Annotated in this window: 22 protein-coding genes, 1 tRNA gene and 3 pseudogenes; 11 read left to right on the top strand and 15 right to left on the bottom strand. The window is 62.2% G+C overall.

Annotation, left to right across the window (positions count from 1 at the left end):
• The first annotated feature begins 142 nt into the window (after positions 1-142).
• The 3 genes and pseudogenes from ACCQ13_RS04530 to ACCQ13_RS04520 all read left to right on the top strand — a co-directional run.
• The gene (locus ACCQ13_RS04530; RefSeq protein WP_159406701.1) at positions 143-574 is read left to right on the top strand and encodes a hypothetical protein; all 432 of its coding nucleotides are present in this window, start codon (positions 143-145) and stop codon (positions 572-574) included.
• A complete protein-coding gene (locus ACCQ13_RS04525) occupies positions 571-3,051 on the top strand; it encodes an XVIPCD domain-containing protein (protein ID WP_338063394.1) in 2,481 nt (826 codons plus the stop codon). Before ACCQ13_RS04530 ends, ACCQ13_RS04525 begins: the two co-directional genes overlap by 4 nt.
• A gap of 159 nt (positions 3,052-3,210) precedes the next feature.
• A pseudogene (locus ACCQ13_RS04520) lies at positions 3,211-3,609 on the top strand (transposase); the annotation flags it as partial.
• Between the two features lie 35 nt (positions 3,610-3,644).
• Here the strand turns inward: ACCQ13_RS04520 and tnpC (ACCQ13_RS04515) are convergent.
• The 3 genes from tnpC (ACCQ13_RS04515) to tnpA (ACCQ13_RS04505) are packed head-to-tail and all read right to left on the bottom strand — an operon-like array spanning position 3,645 to position 5,880.
• A complete protein-coding gene (gene tnpC, locus ACCQ13_RS04515) occupies positions 3,645-5,225 on the bottom strand; it encodes an IS66 family transposase (protein ID WP_159406550.1) in 1,581 nt (526 codons plus the stop codon).
• A 20-nt stretch (positions 5,226-5,245) separates the two neighbouring features.
• Positions 5,246-5,587: an IS66 family insertion sequence element accessory protein TnpB gene (gene tnpB, locus ACCQ13_RS04510; RefSeq protein WP_104605767.1), complete on the bottom strand. Its 342-nt coding sequence runs from the start codon at positions 5,585-5,587 to the stop codon at positions 5,246-5,248.
• A complete protein-coding gene (gene tnpA / locus ACCQ13_RS04505; RefSeq protein WP_146090374.1) occupies positions 5,581-5,880 on the bottom strand; it encodes an IS66 family insertion sequence element accessory protein TnpA in 300 nt (99 codons plus the stop codon). Before tnpA (ACCQ13_RS04505) ends, tnpB (ACCQ13_RS04510) begins: the two co-directional genes overlap by 7 nt.
• A gap of 86 nt (positions 5,881-5,966) precedes the next feature.
• Here tnpA (ACCQ13_RS04505) and ACCQ13_RS04500 point away from each other — a divergent pair.
• From ACCQ13_RS04500 to ACCQ13_RS04490, 3 genes and pseudogenes are all read left to right on the top strand, one after another.
• A pseudogene (locus tag ACCQ13_RS04500) lies at positions 5,967-6,197 on the top strand (transposase); the annotation flags it as partial.
• A 271-nt stretch (positions 6,198-6,468) separates the two neighbouring features.
• Positions 6,469-7,593, top strand: coding sequence for a DEAD/DEAH box helicase (locus tag ACCQ13_RS04495; RefSeq protein ID WP_159406695.1), 1,125 nt, complete (start codon positions 6,469-6,471; stop codon positions 7,591-7,593).
• Positions 7,593-8,255 carry a DUF2290 domain-containing protein gene (locus ACCQ13_RS04490; RefSeq protein ID WP_159406696.1) on the top strand — a complete coding sequence of 221 codons (663 nt, stop codon included), beginning with the start codon at positions 7,593-7,595 and terminating at the stop codon, positions 8,253-8,255. Before ACCQ13_RS04495 ends, ACCQ13_RS04490 begins: the two co-directional genes overlap by 1 nt.
• A gap of 118 nt (positions 8,256-8,373) precedes the next feature.
• Here the strand turns inward: ACCQ13_RS04490 and ACCQ13_RS04485 are convergent, their stop codons facing one another.
• Positions 8,374-8,574, bottom strand: a complete 201-nt coding sequence (locus ACCQ13_RS04485; RefSeq protein WP_506185142.1) for a phage major capsid protein — start codon at positions 8,572-8,574, stop codon at positions 8,374-8,376.
• 159 nt (positions 8,575-8,733) lie between these two features.
• Here ACCQ13_RS04485 and tnpA (ACCQ13_RS04480) point away from each other — a divergent pair, with 159 nt between their 5' ends.
• The 5 genes from tnpA (ACCQ13_RS04480) to tnpC (ACCQ13_RS04460) are packed head-to-tail and all read left to right on the top strand — an operon-like array spanning position 8,734 to position 11,666.
• Positions 8,734-9,033, top strand: coding sequence for an IS66 family insertion sequence element accessory protein TnpA (gene tnpA / locus ACCQ13_RS04480; protein ID WP_159406697.1), 300 nt, complete (start codon positions 8,734-8,736; stop codon positions 9,031-9,033).
• Complete coding sequence (gene tnpB, locus ACCQ13_RS04475) at positions 9,027-9,440, top strand: IS66 family insertion sequence element accessory protein TnpB (protein WP_159406698.1); 414 nt, start codon at positions 9,027-9,029, stop codon at positions 9,438-9,440. Before tnpA (ACCQ13_RS04480) ends, tnpB (ACCQ13_RS04475) begins: the two co-directional genes overlap by 7 nt.
• Positions 9,440-9,730, top strand: coding sequence for an IS66 family insertion sequence element accessory protein TnpA (gene tnpA, locus ACCQ13_RS04470; protein WP_274392039.1), 291 nt, complete (start codon positions 9,440-9,442; stop codon positions 9,728-9,730). Before tnpB (ACCQ13_RS04475) ends, tnpA (ACCQ13_RS04470) begins: the two co-directional genes overlap by 1 nt.
• Positions 9,724-10,065 carry an IS66 family insertion sequence element accessory protein TnpB gene (gene tnpB / locus ACCQ13_RS04465; RefSeq protein WP_104605767.1) on the top strand — a complete coding sequence of 114 codons (342 nt, stop codon included), beginning with the start codon at positions 9,724-9,726 and terminating at the stop codon, positions 10,063-10,065. The genes tnpA (ACCQ13_RS04470) and tnpB (ACCQ13_RS04465) overlap by 7 nt, the downstream gene beginning before the upstream one ends.
• A 20-nt stretch (positions 10,066-10,085) precedes the next feature.
• Positions 10,086-11,666, top strand: a complete 1,581-nt coding sequence (gene tnpC, locus ACCQ13_RS04460) for an IS66 family transposase (RefSeq protein WP_506185098.1) — start codon at positions 10,086-10,088, stop codon at positions 11,664-11,666.
• Positions 11,667-11,692: 26 nt separating this feature from the next.
• On the opposite strand, the pseudogene ACCQ13_RS04455 reads toward tnpC (ACCQ13_RS04460), so the two are convergent.
• The 11 genes and pseudogenes from ACCQ13_RS04455 to fabD all read right to left on the bottom strand — a co-directional run.
• A pseudogene (locus ACCQ13_RS04455) lies at positions 11,693-12,433 on the bottom strand (IS1595 family transposase); the annotation flags it as partial.
• A gap of 86 nt (positions 12,434-12,519) precedes the next feature.
• Positions 12,520-13,281 carry a hypothetical protein gene (locus tag ACCQ13_RS04450; protein WP_159406693.1) on the bottom strand — a complete coding sequence of 254 codons (762 nt, stop codon included), beginning with the start codon at positions 13,279-13,281 and terminating at the stop codon, positions 12,520-12,522.
• A 122-nt stretch (positions 13,282-13,403) separates the two neighbouring features.
• A tRNA-Val gene (locus tag ACCQ13_RS04445) sits at positions 13,404-13,478 on the bottom strand.
• Between the two features lie 169 nt (positions 13,479-13,647).
• On the bottom strand, positions 13,648-14,001 hold the full coding sequence (locus ACCQ13_RS04440; RefSeq protein WP_159406692.1) for a PilZ domain-containing protein: 354 nt from the start codon (positions 13,999-14,001) through the stop codon (positions 13,648-13,650).
• Positions 13,998-14,957, bottom strand: a complete 960-nt coding sequence (locus ACCQ13_RS04435; RefSeq protein WP_159406691.1) for a DNA polymerase III subunit delta' — start codon at positions 14,955-14,957, stop codon at positions 13,998-14,000. Before ACCQ13_RS04435 ends, ACCQ13_RS04440 begins: the two co-directional genes overlap by 4 nt.
• The gene (gene mltG / locus ACCQ13_RS04430) at positions 14,954-16,027 is read right to left on the bottom strand and encodes an endolytic transglycosylase MltG (RefSeq protein WP_104605058.1); all 1,074 of its coding nucleotides are present in this window, start codon (positions 16,025-16,027) and stop codon (positions 14,954-14,956) included. Before mltG ends, ACCQ13_RS04435 begins: the two co-directional genes overlap by 4 nt.
• Positions 16,028-16,087: 60 nt before the next feature.
• Entirely contained in the window at positions 16,088-17,443 is a 1,356-nt protein-coding gene (locus ACCQ13_RS04425; protein WP_104605060.1) for an aminodeoxychorismate synthase component I, read from the bottom strand.
• Positions 17,444-17,649: 206 nt separating this feature from the next.
• Positions 17,650-18,885: a beta-ketoacyl-ACP synthase II gene (fabF, locus tag ACCQ13_RS04420; RefSeq protein ID WP_104605062.1), complete on the bottom strand. Its 1,236-nt coding sequence runs from the start codon at positions 18,883-18,885 to the stop codon at positions 17,650-17,652.
• Between the two features lie 141 nt (positions 18,886-19,026).
• Positions 19,027-19,266, bottom strand: a complete 240-nt coding sequence (acpP, locus tag ACCQ13_RS04415) for an acyl carrier protein (protein ID WP_002814322.1) — start codon at positions 19,264-19,266, stop codon at positions 19,027-19,029.
• A gap of 204 nt (positions 19,267-19,470) precedes the next feature.
• Positions 19,471-20,214 (bottom strand): 3-oxoacyl-ACP reductase FabG, encoded by a 744-nt coding sequence (gene fabG / locus ACCQ13_RS04410; RefSeq protein WP_104605064.1) that lies wholly within the window; start codon positions 20,212-20,214, stop codon positions 19,471-19,473.
• 81 nt (positions 20,215-20,295) lie between these two features.
• Positions 20,296-21,240, bottom strand: coding sequence for an ACP S-malonyltransferase (gene fabD / locus ACCQ13_RS04405; RefSeq protein WP_104605066.1), 945 nt, complete (start codon positions 21,238-21,240; stop codon positions 20,296-20,298).
• Positions 21,241-21,486 lie beyond the last annotated feature (246 nt).

Here is a 21,486-nt window from a genome sequence, read left to right as displayed (position 1 = left end):
AGTAGCCGCACTTGCCGATGTCGCACCCGTGCTTGTTGCCTTGGCAGCGATGTAGCATAACTACCTTGCGTATCGTCCTGTTCGATTAAGCCATGCCATTCGATAAGCCATACCATTTGGATCCAGCAAGAAAGGAATTGAGATGTCATCGCCATTTGAATGGATAGATTTGCCAGCAGGTAGGGCCCGTTTTTCAGGCGGCATCCGGGGCGCTGACGAGCTTGGTCACGAGACCTTCGCCATTGAAATTGATGGTACGGAGTATTTTGGAGAGCTAAAGAATGATTGGCTTCCAGACCAAACCCATTATGACGTAGCGGTTGTCTCTTTTGGATTTTCGGTAGAGCTTCAAGTCGGAATGCCAATTACCGCCTGGTCAGTTCGCCCCTTCACCGATGACGAGATTGAGTCCATAAAGGTTGTCATCATCCAGCTAATAGATGCTGGAACTTCCTTTACGAAGAAGCCGCTGATCATTAGTGAAAGTGGAGGTGCAATCTTCACGGGAAAGGTAATTTTCAATGAGAATTGGTCATTGACCATGCGCAATGAACAGCCCGGAGTTCAGAAATGAGCGACCACGCTGTCTCGATCTCTCTGATAGAGAAAGCAGATTCTCTAGATGAAATATCCGAAATTGCAAGGTCGTATTCGGCAAAACCGATTGGTCAGGGTGGAATTCTTTACAGTCGCTGGGTTGGGGATGTCTCATCCGAGGTTATGGCGGTTGAACTTTCTGAAAGGACTGGACTTCCCATCATCAACGACACACCGCGTGCCAAGTTCCTCACGGAAGCCCGATCCGCCGTCGAGCAGAAGGCCTCCGAGATTTTCAGGTCGCAAGGCTTGCCACCGAAGATAGCCAGGGAGTCTGCTGCGTCGTTCTTGTTTGGCGACCCGGCGGTTCCATCGCAAAGCCCCATGTCCTTGTCGAAATGCCTCTGGGGCGAAGCCTCGCACGAATTCGCAAGTTCCCTGCGCGGTGATATTAAAGTTGTTGCTTCTGCCGCGAACCTCGAGCGTGTCTTCGGCCAGGTCGAGGTCCCTGCTGTACTGACTAATCCCAACGTCACTTCGCTAGGCGGAGAAGCCATTCCGAAGTTGCATGCGCTCTACGCGCAAGGTGGCGCGGGCGCTGTGCTGCCAGAAGTGCAAACACACTTTATCCAGGCTGCCCCAAAGGGCATCTTCGTAGCACCAGAGAGCATCGGCTCAAAAGTTGACAAGGTCACATTTTCGCGTGAATTCGCTGGAAGCTTAGAGCTGCAGCAAACGCACTTCCGGACCTCCGCAGAACTCACCGCAGCGGGCATGGTCAGTGCGCCGACCGGGTTTGATGTGCAAGCCGCAAGCATCGCGGAGACAGCGCTCAGTGCTGAGGCAGCGGCTTCACGCAAGCTAGCGTCAGGCACGATCCGTGGACTGGGCGTTGTGGGTGCAGCGGCCGCCGTGTACGACTTGGGCGCTACGGCTAGAGACACCGAGCGGCTGGACGGGCAGGGCAACAGCACGGCAGCCGAAGCAGAGGTCACACGCTACGCCACACGCAATCTGGGCGCCATCGGCGGGGCCGCGCTTGGCGGAAGTGTAGGTGCGGCGCTAGGCGTGGAGTCTGGCCCGGGCTTGCTGGTCACGGGAGCGATCGGCGGCATCGTTGGCGCGGTGGGCGGCGACAAGCTGGCCGATGCCATCAACGACCATCGCATTTCCCATCAACAGGACGCGCAAGGCAACACCTGGCGTCTTGAGAATCATCAAACTGGAGCGCGGTGGGCGCGTGACGTCAGTACCGGCGAAGTCGATCCAGCCGCCATCGCCTTTGGCGAGGCCGGTGTACCGCTCTACAAGACGCGGGCGGAAGTTGCCACGCCGGAAGTCGCGGATGTGCTGACCTTCAAAGCATCCCGTACGTCCATCGAGCTGGCTCTGGGGGCGCCGCCGCAGAATAGAGATCCCTATACCCTGCCTGCCAACGCAAGTGATACTCGCAGCCTGCGCGAGGCCCCTTGGGTACACGAGCCGGGCACGCAGCAATGGACGCGCCAGATAGCCGACGGATTGGTCGATCGGACAATGAGCACCCACACCGAGACAGCAAGCCCTCAACGTGCAGCACAACTCGATGAAGCATCGCAGCAGATCATTCAACAGAACGCGATGCAGACGCCAGCGGCGATGGCTGCGCAGTACAAAGAGGCTTACGACCAGAATGGCTGGACGCGTCACGCGGTATTCCCTGCCGCAGTGCAGGATGCCCTGACGCATCCTGGGCGCATTGTCGCTTCAGACGGTGATCTCTATGAGCGCAACAAAGACGGTCAATGGACGCACGACGGAATGCTCTGGGTCAGCCAGGCCAAAGGAAATCTGAAGCTGGAGCTTGAAGGAACCTATGCCGCCCAGGTCTCTGCCGGTCAGCGTGTGACGGCACAGCCACCGTCCCAAGCTGCCGCCGTACCGATCACTACGCTAGACACGATCCATGTCACTGCACCGCGTGTGCAACACCACGGCAACGCAGATGCCTCACGGGAGAAAGTTGAGCAAAACATCGGGGCACGGGACAATAGCGGACCCGCACGAGCGCACGCTTCCGGCCCGCAAGATCCGGATCATCCCGATCACGCCATGTTGAAGCAGATCCGCGAGGGCGTGGCCAAGATCGATGAGAGCGTCGGCAAGCCGTATGACGACATGAGCGAGCGCGTCAGCCGCTGCCTGCTGGCGGCCTGCAAGGACAATCGCGAACGCAATCCTGATGCGCACGACACCTCGCTTGCAGCAAACGCACTGCAACGCGTGGATCATGTATTGCTGGGCAAGACCGGCAACCTCTTCGCGATCGAAGGACGCATCGACGATCCAGTGCATAAGCGCGTATCTGTCTCGATCGACCAGGCAATTCACATACCTTTGGAACAGTCGGATGCAAAGTTACACGCCGCCAACCACATGATTGCTCAGGAACAGGCCCAGGCCCAATCAAGTCAGCAAGAAGCGGCGCAAGGACAACAGCAAGGCGCTCCGCAGGGCCCACCGATCAGTCTTTGACGGATGACCGGCGCAAGCGGTATCAGATTCACTTCCTACAGAAATTTCAGACAGCTAACGGGGTCAGGTTCACTTCCTACACAAATTTCAGGCTAGCTTGTCAGCTCTCGAGAAGTTTCCTCGCTATCAGCACCAAGGCGTGGCTGCGAGTCTTGTGCCATGGCCAGACTTCCACGCATCGACCTTCCCGGCATCCCGCAGCACATCGTGCAGCGCGGGAACAACCGGTTGCCCTGCTTTCTGGATGATGGCGATCGATTGCGCTATCTGCACCTGCTGCATGAGGCCCTGCACGCCACAGGCTGTCAGCTGCATGCTTTCGTATTGATGGACAACCATGTGCACTTGCTAGTCACGCCACCTGATGCGGGACGGATCGGGCAATTGATGCAGCGGCTTGGACGAAACTACGTCGCATTGTTCAATGGCCGCCACGGGCGCACTGGTACGCTATGGGAGGGGCGGTACAAAGCATGTCTTGTGGACAGTGCGGACTACGTCCTTCGCTGCTATCGCTACGTTGAGCTCAATCCGGTGCGTGCTCGCCTGACAGACAACCGTAAGCGTCCGCCAACCTCACCTACCCCGAAGCCTCACTCCGTGCGCAACGGCAGCAATTGATCGATGTCCCGATCCAGGGTCGTCGGCAGCCGTGCCAGGGTGTCGTGTAGCCAGGCATGCGGTTCGATACCGTTGGCCTTGGCGGTGGCCAGTAGGCTCATGATCGCCGCCGCGCGCCTGCCCGCCTGCGCTGAGCCGGCAAACAGCCAATTCTTGCGTCCCAGCGCCACCGGACGAATCGCGTTTTCGATCAGGTTGTTGTCGATCGGGTAACGTCCGTCCTGGACATAACGCGTCAGCGCGTCCCATCGTTTGAGCGTATAGGCCAGTGCACGCGCGGTGCCGCTGTTGCCCATCACCGTCTGCTGCAACTCCAACAACCAGCAGTTCAGCCGCGATAGCACCGGCACGGCGTGTTCTTGTCGGTAAGCCAGACGCTCATCGGGCTTCAGCGCGCTGGCTGCCGCTTCGATGGTGTAAAGCACGCCGATGCGCGCGATCGCTTCAGCCGCAATCGCGCTGCCGCTGGCCGCATGCTGCTCATGCCACTTGCGCCGGGCGTGGGCCCAACACCCCAGCTCCGTGACACCCTGCGCAAAGCTGGCTTTATAGCCGCTGTAGTCGTCCACCATCAGTGCGCCGCGCCACTTCCCAAGGAAATCGCGTGCGTGCTGGCCGCTGCGGCTGGTCTGGAACTGGAATACCACCATCGGTGGATCGGCGCCCGGGTGGTGGGCGGTGGCATACGCAAACAGATACGCACGCTTGGAGGAGCCTGCTGTTGGATCCAGCAGCTGCACCGGGGTTTCATCGGCATGCAGCACCGATTGCTGCTGCATCCGCACCGCCAGGCGGTCGGCCAACGGTTGCAGCGCCACGCCGATGGCGCCGATCCACTCGGCCATCGTGCTACGCGACAAGGCAACGCCGCTGCGTGCATAAATGGCTTCCTGCCGATACAGCGGCAAGTGATCGACATACTTTGCGACAGCGACCTGGGCCAGCAGGCTGGCATCGGCCTGGCCGCGCTCGATGATCGCCGCCGCCACCGGCTCGGCGACGATCAGCTCACAGCGACGGCAGCAATACTGCGGGTACACATCGCGCTTGACGTAGAACTCCAGCGGCTTGCAGGCCAGACGCTCGCTGACATGCTCGCCGATGGCCACCAGCGCGCTGTTGCACTGCGGGCAGTTGCAGTTGGCCGGCTCGTGCCGAGTTTCTACACGCTCAAGATGCTCGGGTAACGGCTTGCGCCCGGCGTTTGCTGCACGCCGACGCTTCTGGGTCACCGCTGCGGTCTCGCCCTCGGCCTGGAGCGCGGCCAACTGCGCTTCCACTGCGGCGATATCGGCGGCCATGGTGTCTTCGAACAGCTGGCGCTGGTCCGGGTCCATGCGCTCGGTCTTGGCCGAGAATTGCAGCCGGCGCAGGCGGGCGATCTCGGCGGTGAGCGCGGCGATCTGCGCATCGCGCAGGGTGATGGTGCGTTCGCGCGTATCGATCAACGCCTGCTGGCGTTCAATGGTGGTCTGCGCGGTCGCAAGCAAGGCGCGTGCAGCCTGGCGCAGCGCATGCGGATCATCAATCGTATCGAGGGCGGACAGGTCCATGTCCGCCACGATGCCATGGGTTACAGCTGCCGCACACCTGCCATTGGTGCAATGGACAATCGCTGCCAGTCCACGCCTGCACACAGCCAGGCCCACTGCTCAGCGCTCAAGGTCCACGCGGTATCGCCCACACGCGGCCAGATGAAGTGTCCCTGATGCAGCCGGCGCGCGCACAGCCAGACACCATGACGATCAACGCACAGCACCTTGAGGCGGCTACGCGCGCGATTGACGACGACGTAGGCCTCGCCCTCGGCCACGGGGCGATCCAGCAGTGACTGCATCTGCAGCAACAGCCGGTCCATGCCACAGCGCAGATCCACCGGGGCGGTGACAAGATGCCACGCCGACACGCTCAGCATGCACCAAGCTCGCGCAGCAGACGCGCAAGCCAGCCCGGATCACCGGCCGCCACGCTGAGGCTGATGCCACCGGCGAGACGGATCTCCACGCTGGTCGTGGGAACGGCGGGGGTGATGTGCAGCGGTAGTGTGGCTGGAAGTGCTGCAGGCGCTGCGGACGCTGCAAGTTTGCCGCGCCAGTAGGTGAAGCTGCTCAACGAGACACTGTGCTCGCGGCACCACGCCGATGGCGTGGCGCCGCTGGCGGACCAGGCAGCAATGCGGTGGGACCAATCATCGTGCTTTGAAGACATCGGGGAGATCCGTTGGGAAGAACGCGATATCCCAACGGGCTGCTGGCTGCTTGTATAGGTGAGGTTGGCGGACGCTTACAGTCCAGGGAGCACGTTGGTTGAATGTGGTGCTGGCCAACGTCAAACGTGCCATCAGCGGCACCTACCATGCGGTGCGCCAAGCCAAGTATGCGCGGCGCTACCTGGCCGAAGCAGCTTATCGATTCAACCGCAGATTTCGTCTGGAACAGATGCTGCCGCGACTGGCGACGGCGCTGATGCGCTGCAAGCCTTGCCCAGAGCGAGTTTTGCGCATGGCAAGCAACTTTCTTGGCTGAGGGATGGGGCTAATCAGGAAGTCTCATCAATAGCTTTACGATCGAGCAAACTGGTGCAGAGCCTGACTGGGATTGCATTGACATAATCAACGCCTGGGGCGGTCCGGGCGATAGAGAGCGAGACGGCATTTACCACAAGTTTTGTCGGGCAAATCTAGCGCCCTATTACGACTTTGCAACAGCTAAAATAAAATTCGGCGAACAAAAAGAATTTCAAGGTGTATGCGCCGAAGCGTTGGCAGTTGTAAAGCAGCCCGTTGATCTCTATGACATGATCTTGATCGACGAGGCGCAAGATTTGCCGGTAGAGTTTCTGCGGCTATGCTTTGTGTCGTTGCCTGCGCCGCATCGGCTTGTATGCGCCTATGACGAGTTGCAATCGCTCACGGGGTCATCAATGCCTCCTGCGGAAGAGCTCTTCGGAAATGGACCAGATGGGAAACCCATGGTTCGTTTGAATGTGGAAGACGGCGGGCCCCGGCAGGATATTATCCTTGAGAAATGTTATCGAAATTCTAGGCCTCTTCTTGCTACAGCTCACGCATTGGGTTTTGGGATTTATCGTGAGAAAGGCTTGGTCCAAATTTTTGATGAGGATAGCCTCTGGACAGATGTCGGTTATGTGGTTGAGGAAGGTGCTCTGGAGCCCGGTTCGCCGGTTTCGCTTGCGAGAACGAACCATACGTCCCCAGATTTCTTAGAGAGCCATTCTCCCATTGAGGACTTGATTCAAGTTATCAAGTTTGACTCGCCTGCGGACCAAGCTGAGTGGCTGGTGCAAGCCATCAAGAATGATCTGTATGAACAAGAGCTGCGCCCTGATGACATTGTTGTAATCAATCCTAATCCTCTGACTACTAAGCGCGAGGTGGCACTTCCTCGTCAAATGCTCTTTAGTACGAATATCAACAGCGAGCTGGCTGGTGTAAGTACGGCGGCTGACATATTTCGTAAGGCGGGGTCCGTAACCTTCACCGGAGTCTTCAGGGCTAAGGGTAACGAGGCAGGTATGGTCTACATAATGAACGCGCAAGATTGCGCGTCAGGATGGGACAAAACGGCTACAGCCTTGGGGCGCAATAGATTGTTCACAGCTATTACTCGTTCTAAGGCTTGGGTAAGGGTATTGGGACATGGCCCCAACATGGATGTGCTGATAAAGGAATTCCAGCAGCTCTATGACAACGAATTCAAGTTGAGGTTCACCTACCCTACTGATGTCGAGAAAAAAGAACTTCGGGTGATTAATAAAACTCTCGGAGGCCGAGCGAAGGCTAGGCGGAGGAATATCAAGCTGCAAAGAGAGCAGTTGCTGCAAGCTGTTGAGCGTGGCGAGGTGGACCCAGATCAACTTATCATCGAGTTGGAAGCTCTTAAAAACTTTGGGCGGCGCTAATGACTCCCGACTCCGTTCGTGCTCAAGTGGAAGATGTACTGAATCGCTTGATTGGAACGAGTTTATCAGTGAGGCAATTTCACCCGACAGTTAAGAAAGGGGTGGGAGGGTCAGTAACTATCGGGCGACCTCAAAGCAGCCCAATGGCCTTAAAAGATGTAAGTTACGATGAGATATATCGCGACATGGACGTCAACGAAGCGTATGACGTCAAGATGATAGATGGTGGCTTGCTGATTTTTCAGTACCGTTTCAATGGTGAACCAAAATTAATCAAGCACCGGTTGGCTTATTTCCCGAATCCAATAATGCCTACAATCGATGAGGCTCCTGCCCTTTACGAGGAGGATGAGCTTTATGGGGACATTGTTGCAAAGAGGCTAGTTAGATTTCCTATTAGATTCGACTATGCACCTGATGACTACGTGGATTCGTCGCATCCGGCTTCGCATTTGACTTTGGGTCAATATGAAGGCTGTAGAATTCCCGTCTCGGGACCGGTGGGGCCGTCTAGCTTCGTATCTTTTGTGGTTAGAAATTTTTACTGCCGGGCTTATAAGCGGCACAAAAATATTTTCGATAAAAATCCGCCTCCACTAAGTAAAATAACGTCTATTTCTACGAACGAGTTGCGTATGACACACTTCGTGCATGGGCGTTAATCCAGGTAGCGACTAGTCGCTACCTTTCCGTTCTTACAATACATTCTGCTCACGATTTGCCTGCATTAATTGAGGGCATCGCCGGCTGGTCCTGAGTCTAATGCGAAGGTACGTGCCGTTAGGTAAGAGGTACTTTTGCGACTCCGCGCCAATCTAGCCAACGGGCAGCGAACACGTGGCGGACTTTGTAGGTGCGAGCGTCGGTCTTGAACCCTTCGTCCTCAGTAATACGCGGGCCATTATCCTCTTCCAGGTGGGCGCGCTCTAGTGTGTCAACTGCGTCGGGAGAGGAGAGCACGTAGAAAGCGTTCGCGGGCAAGCGGGCTTCGACAACAAGCTGCAGCTGAGCCAGCCATGCCGGGATCAGCGTGTTGGTATCTCCCTGCGACAGGCTCCGGGGTAAGCGTCCGCCAACCTCACCTATACAAGCAGCCAGCAGCCCGTTGGGATGTCGCGTTCCTCCCAACGGATCTCCCTGATGTCTTCAAAGCACGATGATTGGTCCCACCGCATTGCTGCCTGGTCCGCCAGCGGCGCCACGCCATCGGCGTGGTGCCGCGAGCACGGCGTCTCGTTGAGTAGCTTCACCTACTGGCGTGGCAAACTTGCAGCGTCTGCAGCGCCTGCAGCACTTCCGGCCACGCTACCGCTGCACATCACCCCCGCCGTGCCCACGACCAGCGTGGAGATCCGTCTCGCCGGTGGCATCAGCCTCAGCGTGGCGGCCGGTGATCCGGGCTGGCTTGCGCGTCTGCTGCGCGAGCTTGGTGCATGCTGAGCGTGTCGACGTGGCATCTTGTCACTGCCCCGGTGGATCTGCGTTGTGGCATGGACCGGCTGTTGCTGCAGATGCAGTCACTGCTGGGTCGCCCCGTGGCCGAGGGCGAGGCCTATGTCGTCGTCAATCGCGCGCGTAGCCGCCTCAAGGTGCTCTGTGTTGACCGTCACGGCGTCTGGCTGTGCATGCGTCGGCTGCACCAGGGACACTTCATCTGGCCGCGTGTGGGCGATACCGCGTGGACCTTGAGCGCTGAGCAATGGGCCTGGTTGTGCGTGGGCGTGGACTGGCAGCGATTGTCCATTGCACCAATGGCAGGTGTGCGGCGTAAGCGTCCGCCAACCTCACCTATACAAGCAGCCAGCAGCCCGTTGGGATGTCGCGTTCCTCCCAACGGATCTCCCTGATGTCTTCAAAGCACGATGATTGGTCCCACCGCATTGCTGCCTGGTCCGCCAGCGGCGCCACGCCATCGGCGTGGTGCCGCGAGCACAGTGTCTCGTTGAGCAGCTTCACCTACTGGCGCGGCAAACTTGCAGCTCCTGCAGCACTTCCAGCCACACTACCGCTGCACATCACCCCCGCCGTTCCCACGACCAGCGTGGAGATCCGTCTCGCCGGTGGCATCAGCCTCAGCGTGGCGGCCGGTGATCCGGGCTGGCTTGCGCGTCTGCTGCGCGAGCTTGGTGCATGCTGAGCGTGTCGGCGTGGCATCTTGTCACCGCCCCGGTGGATCTGCGCTGTGGCATGGATCGGCTGTTGCTGCAGATGCAGTCACTGCTGGATCGCCCCGTGGCCGAGGGCGAGGCCTACGTCGTCGTCAATCGCGCGCGTAGCCGCCTCAAGGTGCTGTGCGTTGATCGTCATGGTGTCTGGCTGTGCGCGCGCCGGCTGCATCAGGGACACTTCATCTGGCCGCGTGTGGGCGATACCGCCTGGACCTTGAGCGCTGAGCAGTGGGCCTGGCTGTGTGCAGGCGTGGACTGGCAGCGATTGTCCATTGCACCAATGGCAGGTGTGCGGCAGCTGTAACCCGTGGCATCGTGGCGGACATGGACCTGTCCGCCCTCGATACGATTGATGATCCGCATGCGCTGCGCCAGGCTGCACGCGCCTTGCTGGCGACCGCGCAGACCACCATTGAACGCCAACAGGCGTTGATCGATACGCGCGAACGCACCATCACCCTGCGCGATGCGCAGATCGCCGCGCTCACCGCCGAGATCGCCCGCCTGCGCCGTCTGCAATTCTCGGCCAAGACCGAGCGCATGGACCCGGACCAGCGCCAGCTGTTCGAAGACACCATGGCCGCCGATATCGCTGCGGTGGAAGCGCAGTTGGCCGCGCTCCAGGCCGAGGGCGAGACGGCGGCGGTGACCCAGAAACGGCGGCGTGCAGCAAGCGCCGGGCGCAAGCCGTTACCCGAGCATCTTGAGCGTGTAGAAACTCGGCACGAGCCGGCCAACTGCAACTGCCCGCAGTGCAACAGCGCGCTGGTGGCCATCGGCGAGCATGTCAGCGAGCGTCTGGCCTGCAAGCCGCTGGAGTTCTACGTCAAGCGCGATGTATACCCGCAGTATTGTTGCCGTCGCTGTGAGCTGATCGTCGCCGAGCCGGTGGCGGCGGCGATCATCGAGCGCGGCCAGGCCGATGCCAGCCTGCTGGCCCAGGTCGCTGTCGCAAAGTATGTCGATCACTTGCCGCTGTATCGGCAGGAAGCCATTTATGCACGCAGCGGCGTTGCCTTGTCACGCAGCACGATGGCCGAGTGGATCGGCGCCATCGGCGTGGCGCTGCAACCGTTGGCCGACCGCCTGGCGGTGCGGATGCAGCAGCAATCGGTGCTGCATGCCGATGAAACCCCGGTGCAGCTGCTGGATCCAACAGCAGGCTCCTCCAAGCGTGCGTATCTGTTTGCGTATGCCACCGCCCACCACCCGGGCGCCGATCCACCGATGGTGGTATTCCAGTTCCAGACCAGCCGCAGCGGCCAGCACGCACGCGATTTCCTTGGGAAGTGGCGCGGCGCACTGATGGTGGACGACTACAGCGGCTATAAAGCCAGCTTTGCGCAGGGTGTCACGGAGCTGGGGTGTTGGGCCCACGCCCGGCGCAAGTGGCATGAGCAGCATGCGGCCAGCGGCAGCGCGATTGCGGCTGAAGCGATCGCGCGCATCGGCGTGCTTTACACCATCGAAGCGGCAGCCAGCGCGCTGAAGCCCGATGAGCGTCTGGCTTACCGACAAGAACACGCCGTGCCGGTGCTATCGCGGCTGAACTGCTGGTTGTTGGAGTTGCAGCAGACGGTGATGGGCAACAGCGGCACCGCGCGTGCACTGGCCTATACGCTCAAGCGATGGGACGCGCTGACGCGTTATGTCCAGGACGGACGTTACCCGATCGACAACAACCTGATCGAAAACGCGATTCGTCCGGTGGCGCTGGGACGCAAGAATTGGCTGTTTGCCGGCTCAGCGCAGGCGGGCAGGCGCGCGGCGGCGATCATGAGCCTACTGGCCACCGCCAAGGCCAACGGTATCGAACCGCATGCCTGGCTGCATGACACCCTGGCGCGGCTGCCGACGACCTTGGATCGGGACATCGATCAATTGCTGCCGTTGCGCACGGAGTGAGGTTTCGGGGTAGGTGAGGTTGGCGGACGCTTACCCTGGACTTCGGTTGCGGCACGACCACCGCCGGTATCGAGGGTGGTGTGGGCATGCCCAGCCTCCTCCAGACGGCGAAAGCAAGCCAATCCGTCGCTGTAAACTTCGCATTCCGGCTCCAGACGCCGTTCGATCCAGTCCTTCAGCGAGGCGTTGTCAAAAGCCTTCACCGGCTCGATCACCGCAAAGGTAGGATGTTCATTGTTCTGGTCCACTTGCACTGCGATCACGAACGGCTGTTTGTTCTCCGAGCCTCGTCCGCGCTTGCCTCCGGTGCGTTCGCCGCCAAGGTACGCGTCATCGATTTGCACAAATCCGCTGAGTTTTCGCGGTTCTTCGCGCTCGACCATCGCCTGCATGATCTTGTGCTTCATGCGCCAGGCCGCCTTGTAGTTCACTCCAAGATGCCGCTTCAACTCCAGCGCCGCCAGGTTGGTCTTGCTGGATGTCAGCAGGTAGATCGCCTGCATCCACAAGCGCAAGGGCAGCTTGCTGGACTGAAACAGCGTGCCAGCACGCAAGGTGGTCTGATGCCGGCACGCACGGCACTGGTAGTACACCTGCCCATCGCGTCGAAAGCGCGAGCGCGCGCGGCCTTCGCATTGCGGGCAGCGAAATCCATTCGGCCAGCGCCACCGATACAAGGCCCGATAACACTTGGCTTCGGTTCCGTAACGATCCACGAACTCTGTCATCGACAATCCAGGCTGAAACTGCACGATGTTGATACCCATGCCCCACCTCCGTTGCCTTCAAGTGGGGCCATTGTCCAGCCGACCCGTCGCAAATCCTGCAACTACCGGCTGAGGAATGAGGCTAATCAGGTGAGACTTTTAAACTGTTCTTTCAACGAACGTGTATTGAAAGTAATTCCGATTCGCCAAGTCGGATTCTGAGCGTGAAGGTAGGCAACTTTCAACGCTAGGACAATAGTTTTCCCCGAACCCGCAAGCCCGCGAATGCGCTGTACGCCCTCCACGGTTTCGATAACGGCCTGCGACTGGTGCTGGTCGAGGTTAGCAATCGAGTCCTCTACACGCTTGAGCTTAGCGCCACGAGAGTCCGGCTTCTTCGGCTCACGCTTCTGCTTGCCCGCGCGGATAGAGGTCACAACCTGGATTGCACCAACAAGGTTCTTGTAAACCTGTTCGGTTTGGTTCCACTTGAAGTTTTTGACGAGCGGGTACAGATCCGCACGCGAAGCCACAAAGTAAGGATCTACCGAATCCGGGTGCTGGGACTTCGCGGGGCAGTAGGTGACAACATGGATATCAAACTTTAGCTGGCGGCCATTCTTCAGCCCGGGATACGGCTTAAGCCTCACGTCAAGCATCGACGCAATCTCATCCTGCCGGGATTGAAAATCACCTATGTCAAGACCTTCAACAAGGTCAAAAGCAACTAGGCCCACATCTGGCGAGACCAGTAATCCATCCAACTTCAATGGACCAGTAGGCGTGCCAATCACCGGATAGCCTAAGTACAAATAGCCGCCGAGCGCGGGGTCCTTGACCAAATCATCTGCAAGGAGCCTTGACGAGACTGGCTTCTCCTGCGACGTACCCCAGATGACTTCGATCACAACTAACTCCCGGTAACGTTTTGCGCAAGCGTACCTTACCCCGGAGAGTCATGCCTCTGCACTTACCTCGCACTTACAAAAAAACCGGCGCGGGGCCGGTTTCCTGTAAAGCCTTACAAATATGGTGGGCGGTACAGGGTTCGAACCTGTGACCCTTGCCGTGTGAAGGCAATGCTCTACCGCTGAGCTAACCGCCCGGTGACGCGAGCCGCACATTATAGGGCAGCGACGGCAATCGTCAACAGGTGCTTCCCTGAGCCTGTCACGCAGCGACATCGCGACTCAATTGCTTCGATCCCATCGCGGTGCAGCAGCTGGGTCGCGCACCTCGCGCACCGCCGCCCTACCGCGTCAGCCCCCCCAGTGTCACATGGTGTGCGTGGGCTTGTCCGAGGTGGTCAGGCCGGCCAGCAGGGTCTCGATCTTGTTGCGCACCGCCTCGCCTTCCGGGCCGTCCGGGAACTGCACGCCAATGCCGGCGGCGCGGTTGCCCTGCGCACCGGCGGGTGTGGTCCAGATGACCTTGCCGGCCACCGGCAGGCGCTCGCTGGAATCGGGCAGGGTCAGCAGCAGGAAGACCTCGTCACACAGCATGTAGCGCTTGGGCGTCGGCACGAAGATGCCGCCACCTTTCACGAATGGCATGTACGCGCTGTAGAGCGCCGGCTTGTCCTTCAACGCCAGCGACAAAATGCCTTGGCGTGCATTCATTGCACTCATCGAGTTCCCCTAGAACGTGCCTGGCGCGTTCCTTCGCGCCAGGCCAGCAGCAGTTCCGTCACTGCCAGGTCGGCGCGGACGGTGGTGCGCAGCAAATCACGGGTGCGATTGGCGGCGTCGAACCAGGTCGCCAGCTTGTGCAACCGCGATGAATCGGTCAAGCCGGCCGATGCCTGTGCCAACGCCAGGTCGGCCGCATGGCGCAGACGCTGATCGGCCTGGCCGTCGTTGGTCCAGCGCTGCGCGACATCCACCGCGCCGGCGCGGCCACTGGCGATCTGCTCCAGGTCCTGTGCCACGGCGCGGCGCACCGCCAGGCCGTCCTCGCGCAACCACTGCGCAGCCAACCCGGGATGGCCGCGTGCGGCCTCCAGCGCGTCCTGCGCGGCGCGCATCTCAACCCCTTGGGCAAGCAACCACTGCAGTGCCTCGTGCGCAGGCGGCAGCTTGAATTCCAGCCGCTGGCAGCGGCTGCGGATGGTCGCCGGCAGGCGTGCCGGCTGCGCGCTGATTAACCAGAGGTAGCGGCCGGGCGAGGGCTCTTCCAGGGTCTTGAGCAAGGCATTGCAGGCGGCGCGGTTGATGGCATCGGCCGGGTCGACGATCACCACCTGGGCAATGCCGTACTGCGGCGTCAACGACAGCTTCTGCGAAATCTCGCGCACCTGCTCGATGATGATCTCGGTGCGCAGCTTGTCGCCGGCGCGGTTGGGAATGAAGGAGATCAGCTGCAGGTCCGGATGGGTGCCGGCGGCGATCAACTGGCGCGTCCGCTGCGCCAGTGCCGGGTCGGGCGAGCTGGCCAGCACGTGCTCGGCCAGCGCCAGTGCGACTGCGCGCTTGCCCAGGCCTTCGGGGCCGCAGATCAGCAGCCCGTGCCCGAGCCGACCAGCGTCCAGTGCAGCCACGGTCTGGTCGAAGGCGCGCTGCTGCCAGGGCGAAAACGCGGCGGTCATGGTGTGGGTTCCTTCTGCGGCAGCGTCGGCTCGCGGCGACGTTGCAGGTAGCGCGCCACTGCGGCGTTGTGCTCAGCCAACGTGGCCGAGAAGGCGTGGGCACCGGTGCCATCGCCCACGGCCACGAAGTACAGCGCATCGCCGGGCGCTGGGCGCACCGCCGCCAGCAGCGCCTCGCGGCCGGGCATGGCGATCGGTGTCGGCGTCAGGCCGGTGCGCGTATAGGTGTTGTACGGCGTGTCGGTGGTGAGGTCGCGGCGGCGGATATTGCCGTCGTAGCTGCTGCCGATGCCATAGATCACGGTGGGGTCGGTCTGCAGCTTCATGCCCAGCTGCAGGCGACGCAGGAACACCCCTGCGATCAGCGGCCGCTCGCTGCCCAGCGCGGTTTCCTTTTCGATGATGGAGGCCAGGATCAGTGCCTGCTCCGGCGATGCCAGCGGCAGGTCGGCTGCGCGCTGCGCCCAGGCCTGTGCCAGCGCCTTGTCCATCGCCGCATGCGCGCGCTTGAGCACATCCAGATCGCTATCGCCGCGCTGGTAGAGATAGGTTTCCGGCAGGAAGCGCCCTTCCGGGTGCTGGTGGGCAACGCCGAGCCGCGCCATCAGCGCCGCATCGTCCAGGCCGCCGATGGAGTGCTGCAACGGCGTGGCGGTGGCCAGCGCGGCGCGCAGCTGGCGGAAATTCCAGCCCTCCACAATCGTGAAGCGGTATTGGATCACCCGTCCCTGGCGCATGCGCGTCAGCAACTCGCGCGGCGACAGCGCCGGTGCCAGTGCGTATTCGCCTACCTTGAGCTTGCCGGCCGCATCCACCTGCCGCGCCAGCAGCTGCCATTCCAGATCCACGCCCTGGGTAATGCCGGCCGCGCGCAGCTTGCGCAGGGTGGCCTTGAGCGAATCACCAGGTGCCACCACCACGCTGGGCACGGTGGCCTTGGCCGGCGTGTCGGCGAACTGCAGGTAGTGCCGCCATGCCACCAGTGCGGCAATCGCCACTAGCGCCGCAAGCAGCACTGCCGTGCCCAGCACGGCCAGACATCCGCGTTTGCCAGTCACCGCCACACCCACCTCGTCATTGCCCCACCGCCGCGCAGGATACCGCGCGGCGGTGATGCCCCGTTGAAGCGCTCATGCCGGATCCAGCGCGCGCAGCACGCCGCGCGCCTTGGCGCGGGTTTCGTCCAGCTCGCGCTGCGGGTCCGAATCCACCACGATGCCGGCCCCGGTACGGAACCGCACCTGGTTGCCGGCCACCTCGGCGGTACGGATCAGGATGTTCAGGTCCATGTCGCCATCGCGGTTGAGCCAGCCGAACGCGCCGGTGTAGGCGCCGCGCGGGGTCTGTTCGAGCTCGGCGATGATCTGCATGCAGCGCACCTTCGGGCAGCCGGTGATGGTGCCGCCGGGGAACACCGCCGCGATCACCTCGCCCGGGGTGACGCCGGCACGCAGGCGGCCGCGCACGTTGCTGACGATGTGATGCACGTGCGCATAGCTTTCCACCGCCATCAGCTCGTCCACCTCCACCGAGCCCGGCGCGCAGATGCGGCCGAGGTCGTTGCGCTCCAGGTCGATCAGCATGACGTGCTCGGCCCGTTCCTTCGGATGCCCCACCAGTTCGCGGATGCGCGCGGCATCGTCGTCGCCGGCAAAGCGCGCGCGGGTGCCGGCGATCGGGCGCGTCTGCACTGCATCGCCCTGCACCGACACCAGGCGTTCGGGCGAGGAACTGGCCACCGCCCGTCCGGCTGCGGCGAATACCCCGGCAAACGGCGCGGGGTTGGCCGCGCGCAGCCGCGCATGCAGCGCCGCCGGGTCGACCGCGTCGGCGAAGGTAGCCCGCCAGGCGCGCGAGATATTGGCCTGGAACACATCGCCGGCCCGCAGGTAATCCAGCACCCGCTGCACCGCGTCGGTAAACCGCTCGGGCGCATCTTCGTCGACGGCCACCGGTCCGACCCAGGCCGGTAGCGGTGGCAGCGCCGCGCAGGCGGCGATGTCTTCGACGATGCGGATCAGCAGATCCTCCCGGCCCGGTTCGGCGAGCGCGATGCAGTAGCCCTGCACACGATCGCGCAACACCGCCGCCGGCGCGCGCAGCGCCAGTGCCGCGGGCAGGCCATCGGTGCGCGTGGGCAACTGCAGGATCGGCTCGACCTGGGCGGCCAGTTCGTAATCCAGCAGCACCGCCCAACCGCCGCGAAATGGCCATGGGCTGTGCGCGTCATGTGGCACGCGCTCGGCCTGCCAGGCGGCGTCCAGCGCGGCCAGGAAACTGCCTTTCAGTACCCTGCCCTCGCCATCGCGGGTGCGGCCATCGGCATCCAGGCGCAGGCTGGCGCCCTCGGCCAGCAACAGCACGTCCCAGCGCCCATGCTCGGTGCCGGAGGCGGTCGATTCCAGCAGCGCCGGATAGCGCTGCGGCGCCAGCCGGTGTAGCGCCAGCAGATCGATGTCCGCGTGCAGTGATCTGGTAAGCGTCATCGGTCCGGCATGGCGTGGGTGCGGAAATTCATGGCGCTGCCGAAACTGCAGCGCGCACGGGAGTGAATCGGGAATGGATCAACCATCGATCAGGAAACGACGGATCAACCACAGATCGAACGATAACCGGGCGGCGGCGCGAGTGCCGCGCACCACCGTCGCCCAGGCGCACGCGACGCGGTGTGCAGAGCCAACGGCGCGCCGACTCAGATGCGCTTGAACACCAGCGTGCCGTTGGTGCCGCCAAAACCGAAGCCGTTGGACATCACCGCATCCAACGTGACCTCGCGCGCCACGTTCGGCACGTAATCCAGGTCGCAGCCTTCGCTGGGCTCGTCCAGGTTGATGGTTGGCGGAATGATGCCGGTGTGCAGCGCCATCACCGAGAAAATCGCCTCCACCCCACCGGCCGCGCCGAGCAGGTGGCCGGTCATCGACTTGGTCGAGCTGACCATGGTCTTGTAGGCGTGGTCGCCGAGCGCGCGCTTCATCGCCATCGTTTCGGCCAGATCGCCCAGCGGCGTGGAGGTGCCGTGTGCATTGAGATAGCCAATCTGCTCGGGGTTGAGCTTGGCATCGCGCATCGCCGCGACCATGCTGCGCGCCGCACCTTCGCCGTCTTCGCTCGGCGCGGTCATGTGGAAGGCGTCGGAGCTGGCACCGAAACCGACCAGTTCGGCATAGATGCGCGCGCCACGCGCCTTGGCGTGTTCGTATTCTTCCAGCACCAGCACGCCGGCACCGTCACCCAGCACGAAACCGTCGCGCTGCTTGTCCCACGGGCGCGAGGCGGCGGCGGGATCGTCGTTGCGGGTGGACATGGCCTTCATGGCGCAGAAGCCGCCCACCGAACTCGGCGAGGAGCCGCGCTCGGCGCCGCCAGCCAGCATCACGTCGGCATCGCCGTACTGGATCATGCGCATCGCCGTGCCGATCGAGTGATTGGAGGTGGCGCAGGCCGATACCGCCGAGAACGTCGGGCCCTTCAGGCCCTTTATCAGGCTCACCTGGCCCGGCAGCATGTTGATGATGGTGCTGGGCACGTAGAACGGCGAAATCTTGCGCGCGCCGCCCTCATTGAATTTGATGGTTTGCTCTTCGATACCGAGCAGCCCGCCGATGCCGGAGCCGAGGATGGCACCGATGCGTTCGGCATTGCTTTCGTTGATGTCCAGGCCGGAATCGTCCAGCGCCATGAATGAGGCGCCGACACCGTAGTGGATGAACGAATCCATCTTCTTGACGTCCTTGGCGGACACAAAAAGTGTGGGGTCGAAATTCTTGATCTCGCCCGCGATCCTGGTGGTGAACTGCGAAGCATCGATCTGCGTGATCGGGCCGATGCCGGAGCGCCCGTGGATGATTCCATCCCAGCTGCTGGCCAGATCATTGCCCAACGGCGACACCATGCCCATGCCGGTAACGACAACTCGACGACTCATTGCAGATCTCCTCACCACGGAACGGACGGTGCTTGCGGTTTGCGGGTGACGCTTGAAAAACACAGGGCCGCATCAGCGGCCCCATGGAATGTCTGACGCAGCAGCGGCATGACGCACGCCGCCGCAGCCAGGAACAACGCATCAGCTCTTGACGTGAGCCTTGACGTAGTCGATCGCCTGCTGGACCGAGGTGATCTTCTCGGCCTCTTCGTCCGGGATCTCGCACTCGAACTCTTCTTCCAGCGCCATCACCAGCTCGACGGTGTCCAGTGAGTCGGCACCCAGATCATCGACGAACGATGCACTGGTGGTGACTTCCTCTTCCTTGACGCCGAGTTGTTCGACGACGATTTTCTTGACGCGTTCTTCGATGGTGCTCATTGGGGATATCGCTCCAGATGGAGTAGTGGTGGTTCGAGTTTTAGGACCCCCGCACATGGATGTGCGGTGCTCCTGTGAGGGACTCACAAAACGCCATCGCCGCTGCGATGGCCGCGTTGGATAGTGTAGTGGAAGCGCCCGGGCCTTGCATTGCAACACAATTCCCGGCCGATCAACCACTTGACGCCTCCCGGCGGCGCACGCTCACGGCATGTACATGCCGCCGTTGACGTGCAGGGTCTCACCGGTGATGTAGCGGGCGGTCGGGCCCGCCAGGAAGGCGACCGCATTGGCGATGTCTTCCGGCGCGCCCAGGTGGCCCAGCGCAATCTGCTGGAGCAGCGCGGCCTTGGCCTCTTCCGGCAGGGCGCGGGTCATGTCGGTATCGATGAAACCGGGCGCCACCACGTTGACGGTGACCCCGCGCGAGCCGATCTCCTTGGCCAGCGACTTGGAGAACGCGATGATGCCGGCCTTGGCCGCCGCGTAGTTGGTCTGGCCCGGATTGCCGGTCACGCCAACCACCGAGGCAATATTGATGATGCGGCCCTTGCGCGCCTTCATCATGCCGCGCATCACCGCCTTGGAGGTACGGAACACACTGGTCAGATTGGTATCGATGATGGACTGCCAGTCGTCGTCCTTCATGCGCATCAACAGATTGTCGCGGGTGATGCCGGCGTTGTTGACCAGGATCGAGATGGCGCCGAATTGCTTGCCGATCGCATCGATCAGTCCATCGACCGCGGCAGCATCGGTGACGTTGAGCTCGCGGCCGTGGCCGCCGCTGGCGGTCAGGCGCTCGCCGATGGCCGCCGCGCCGGATGCCGAGGTGGCGGTGCCGATGACGGTGGCGCCCTGGGCGGCCAGGGTGTCGGCTATGGCCGCACCGATACCGCGGCTGGCGCCGGTGACGAGGGCGATTTCGCCCTGCAGAGGCTGGTTCATGACTACTGTTCCTCGAAGGGGGACGTCGCGATCATTGCCGCGAACGTCGAGGGGGCCTGCATACGGAGTACGTGTACTGGATCAGTGGGTCCACGCATCGAGCGCACCGGCGTAATCGGCCGGTGTGGCCAGCGCACGCGCGTCCAGGCGCTTGTCGATGCGCTTGATGAGCCCGCTCAGCACCTTGCCAGGGCCGCATTCGGCGACACGGGTGATGCCGCGGGCGGCCAGCGCCTGCACGCAGCCAGTCCATTGCACCGGCAGGTACAACTGCTCCACCAGGGCCTGGCGGATCGCCTCGCTGCCCTCGTGCACGCGCGCATCGACGTTCTGCACCACCGGAATCTGCGGTGCCTGCCAGCTCAGCCCGGCCATCGCTTCGCCCAGCTGATTGGCCGCATCGCGCATCAGCGGGGTATGCGAAGGCACGCTCACCGCCAGCTTGACCGTCTTGCGCACGCCGCGCTCGGCCAGCAACGCCAGCGCGCGGTCCACCGCTGCGGCATCGCCACCGATCACAATCTGGCCGGGCGAATTGAAGTTGGCCGGCACCACCACCTGGCTGCCGGACGCCTCGACACAGACCTCCTGCACCACCGCATCCTCGGCACCCAGTACCGCCGCCATCGCGCCGACACCGGCCGGCGCGGCCGCCTGCATGAACTGGCCACGCAGTCGCACCAGGTGTGCGCCGTCATGCAGCGACAGGGCGCCGGAGGCGACCAGCGCGGTGTATTCGCCCAGGCTGTGCCCTGCCAGCAGCGCCGGGCGCTGCCCGCGCTGCGCGTTCCACAGCCGCCACACCGCCACGCCCGCAGCCAGCAGCGCCGGCTGGGTGTACTCGGTACGATTGAGCAGCTCTTCGGGGCCGCCCTGCGACAGTGCCCATAGATCAACCCCGGCGCCATCGGAGGCCTCGACGAAGGTCTCGCGGATCTGCGGGTGCAGCTCGGCCAGTTCGGCCAGCATGCCCAAGGACTGCGAGCCCTGGCCGGGAAAGACGAAGGCGAGAGTGGATTCGGTCACGCGCGGCTGCCAGCAAAAATCGAGCCGGGATGATACGTGCGAAATCGCTCTGGCGTCTGTACTGCCGCGTATGCAGCAACGCGGGCGCGAAGCCGGCCATGCCGATCCACCCATCTGCGCTGGCAAGCCGGTCGCCACTGTATCCAGACGCGCACGACCGGCAGTCAACCCGTCCACCGGGCACACGACGTTCTGGTGGCCAACCAGCAGGCATGCCTGCTACAGCATGCCGCGTAGCCTGCCGAA

This window comes from Xanthomonas sp. NCPPB 1638 (assembly GCF_041475635.2).
Classification (GTDB): domain Bacteria; phylum Pseudomonadota; class Gammaproteobacteria; order Xanthomonadales; family Xanthomonadaceae; genus Xanthomonas; species Xanthomonas cucurbitae.
Note: the sequence above shows the minus strand (reverse complement) of the source record. Positions and strands in the feature narration are given on the sequence as shown.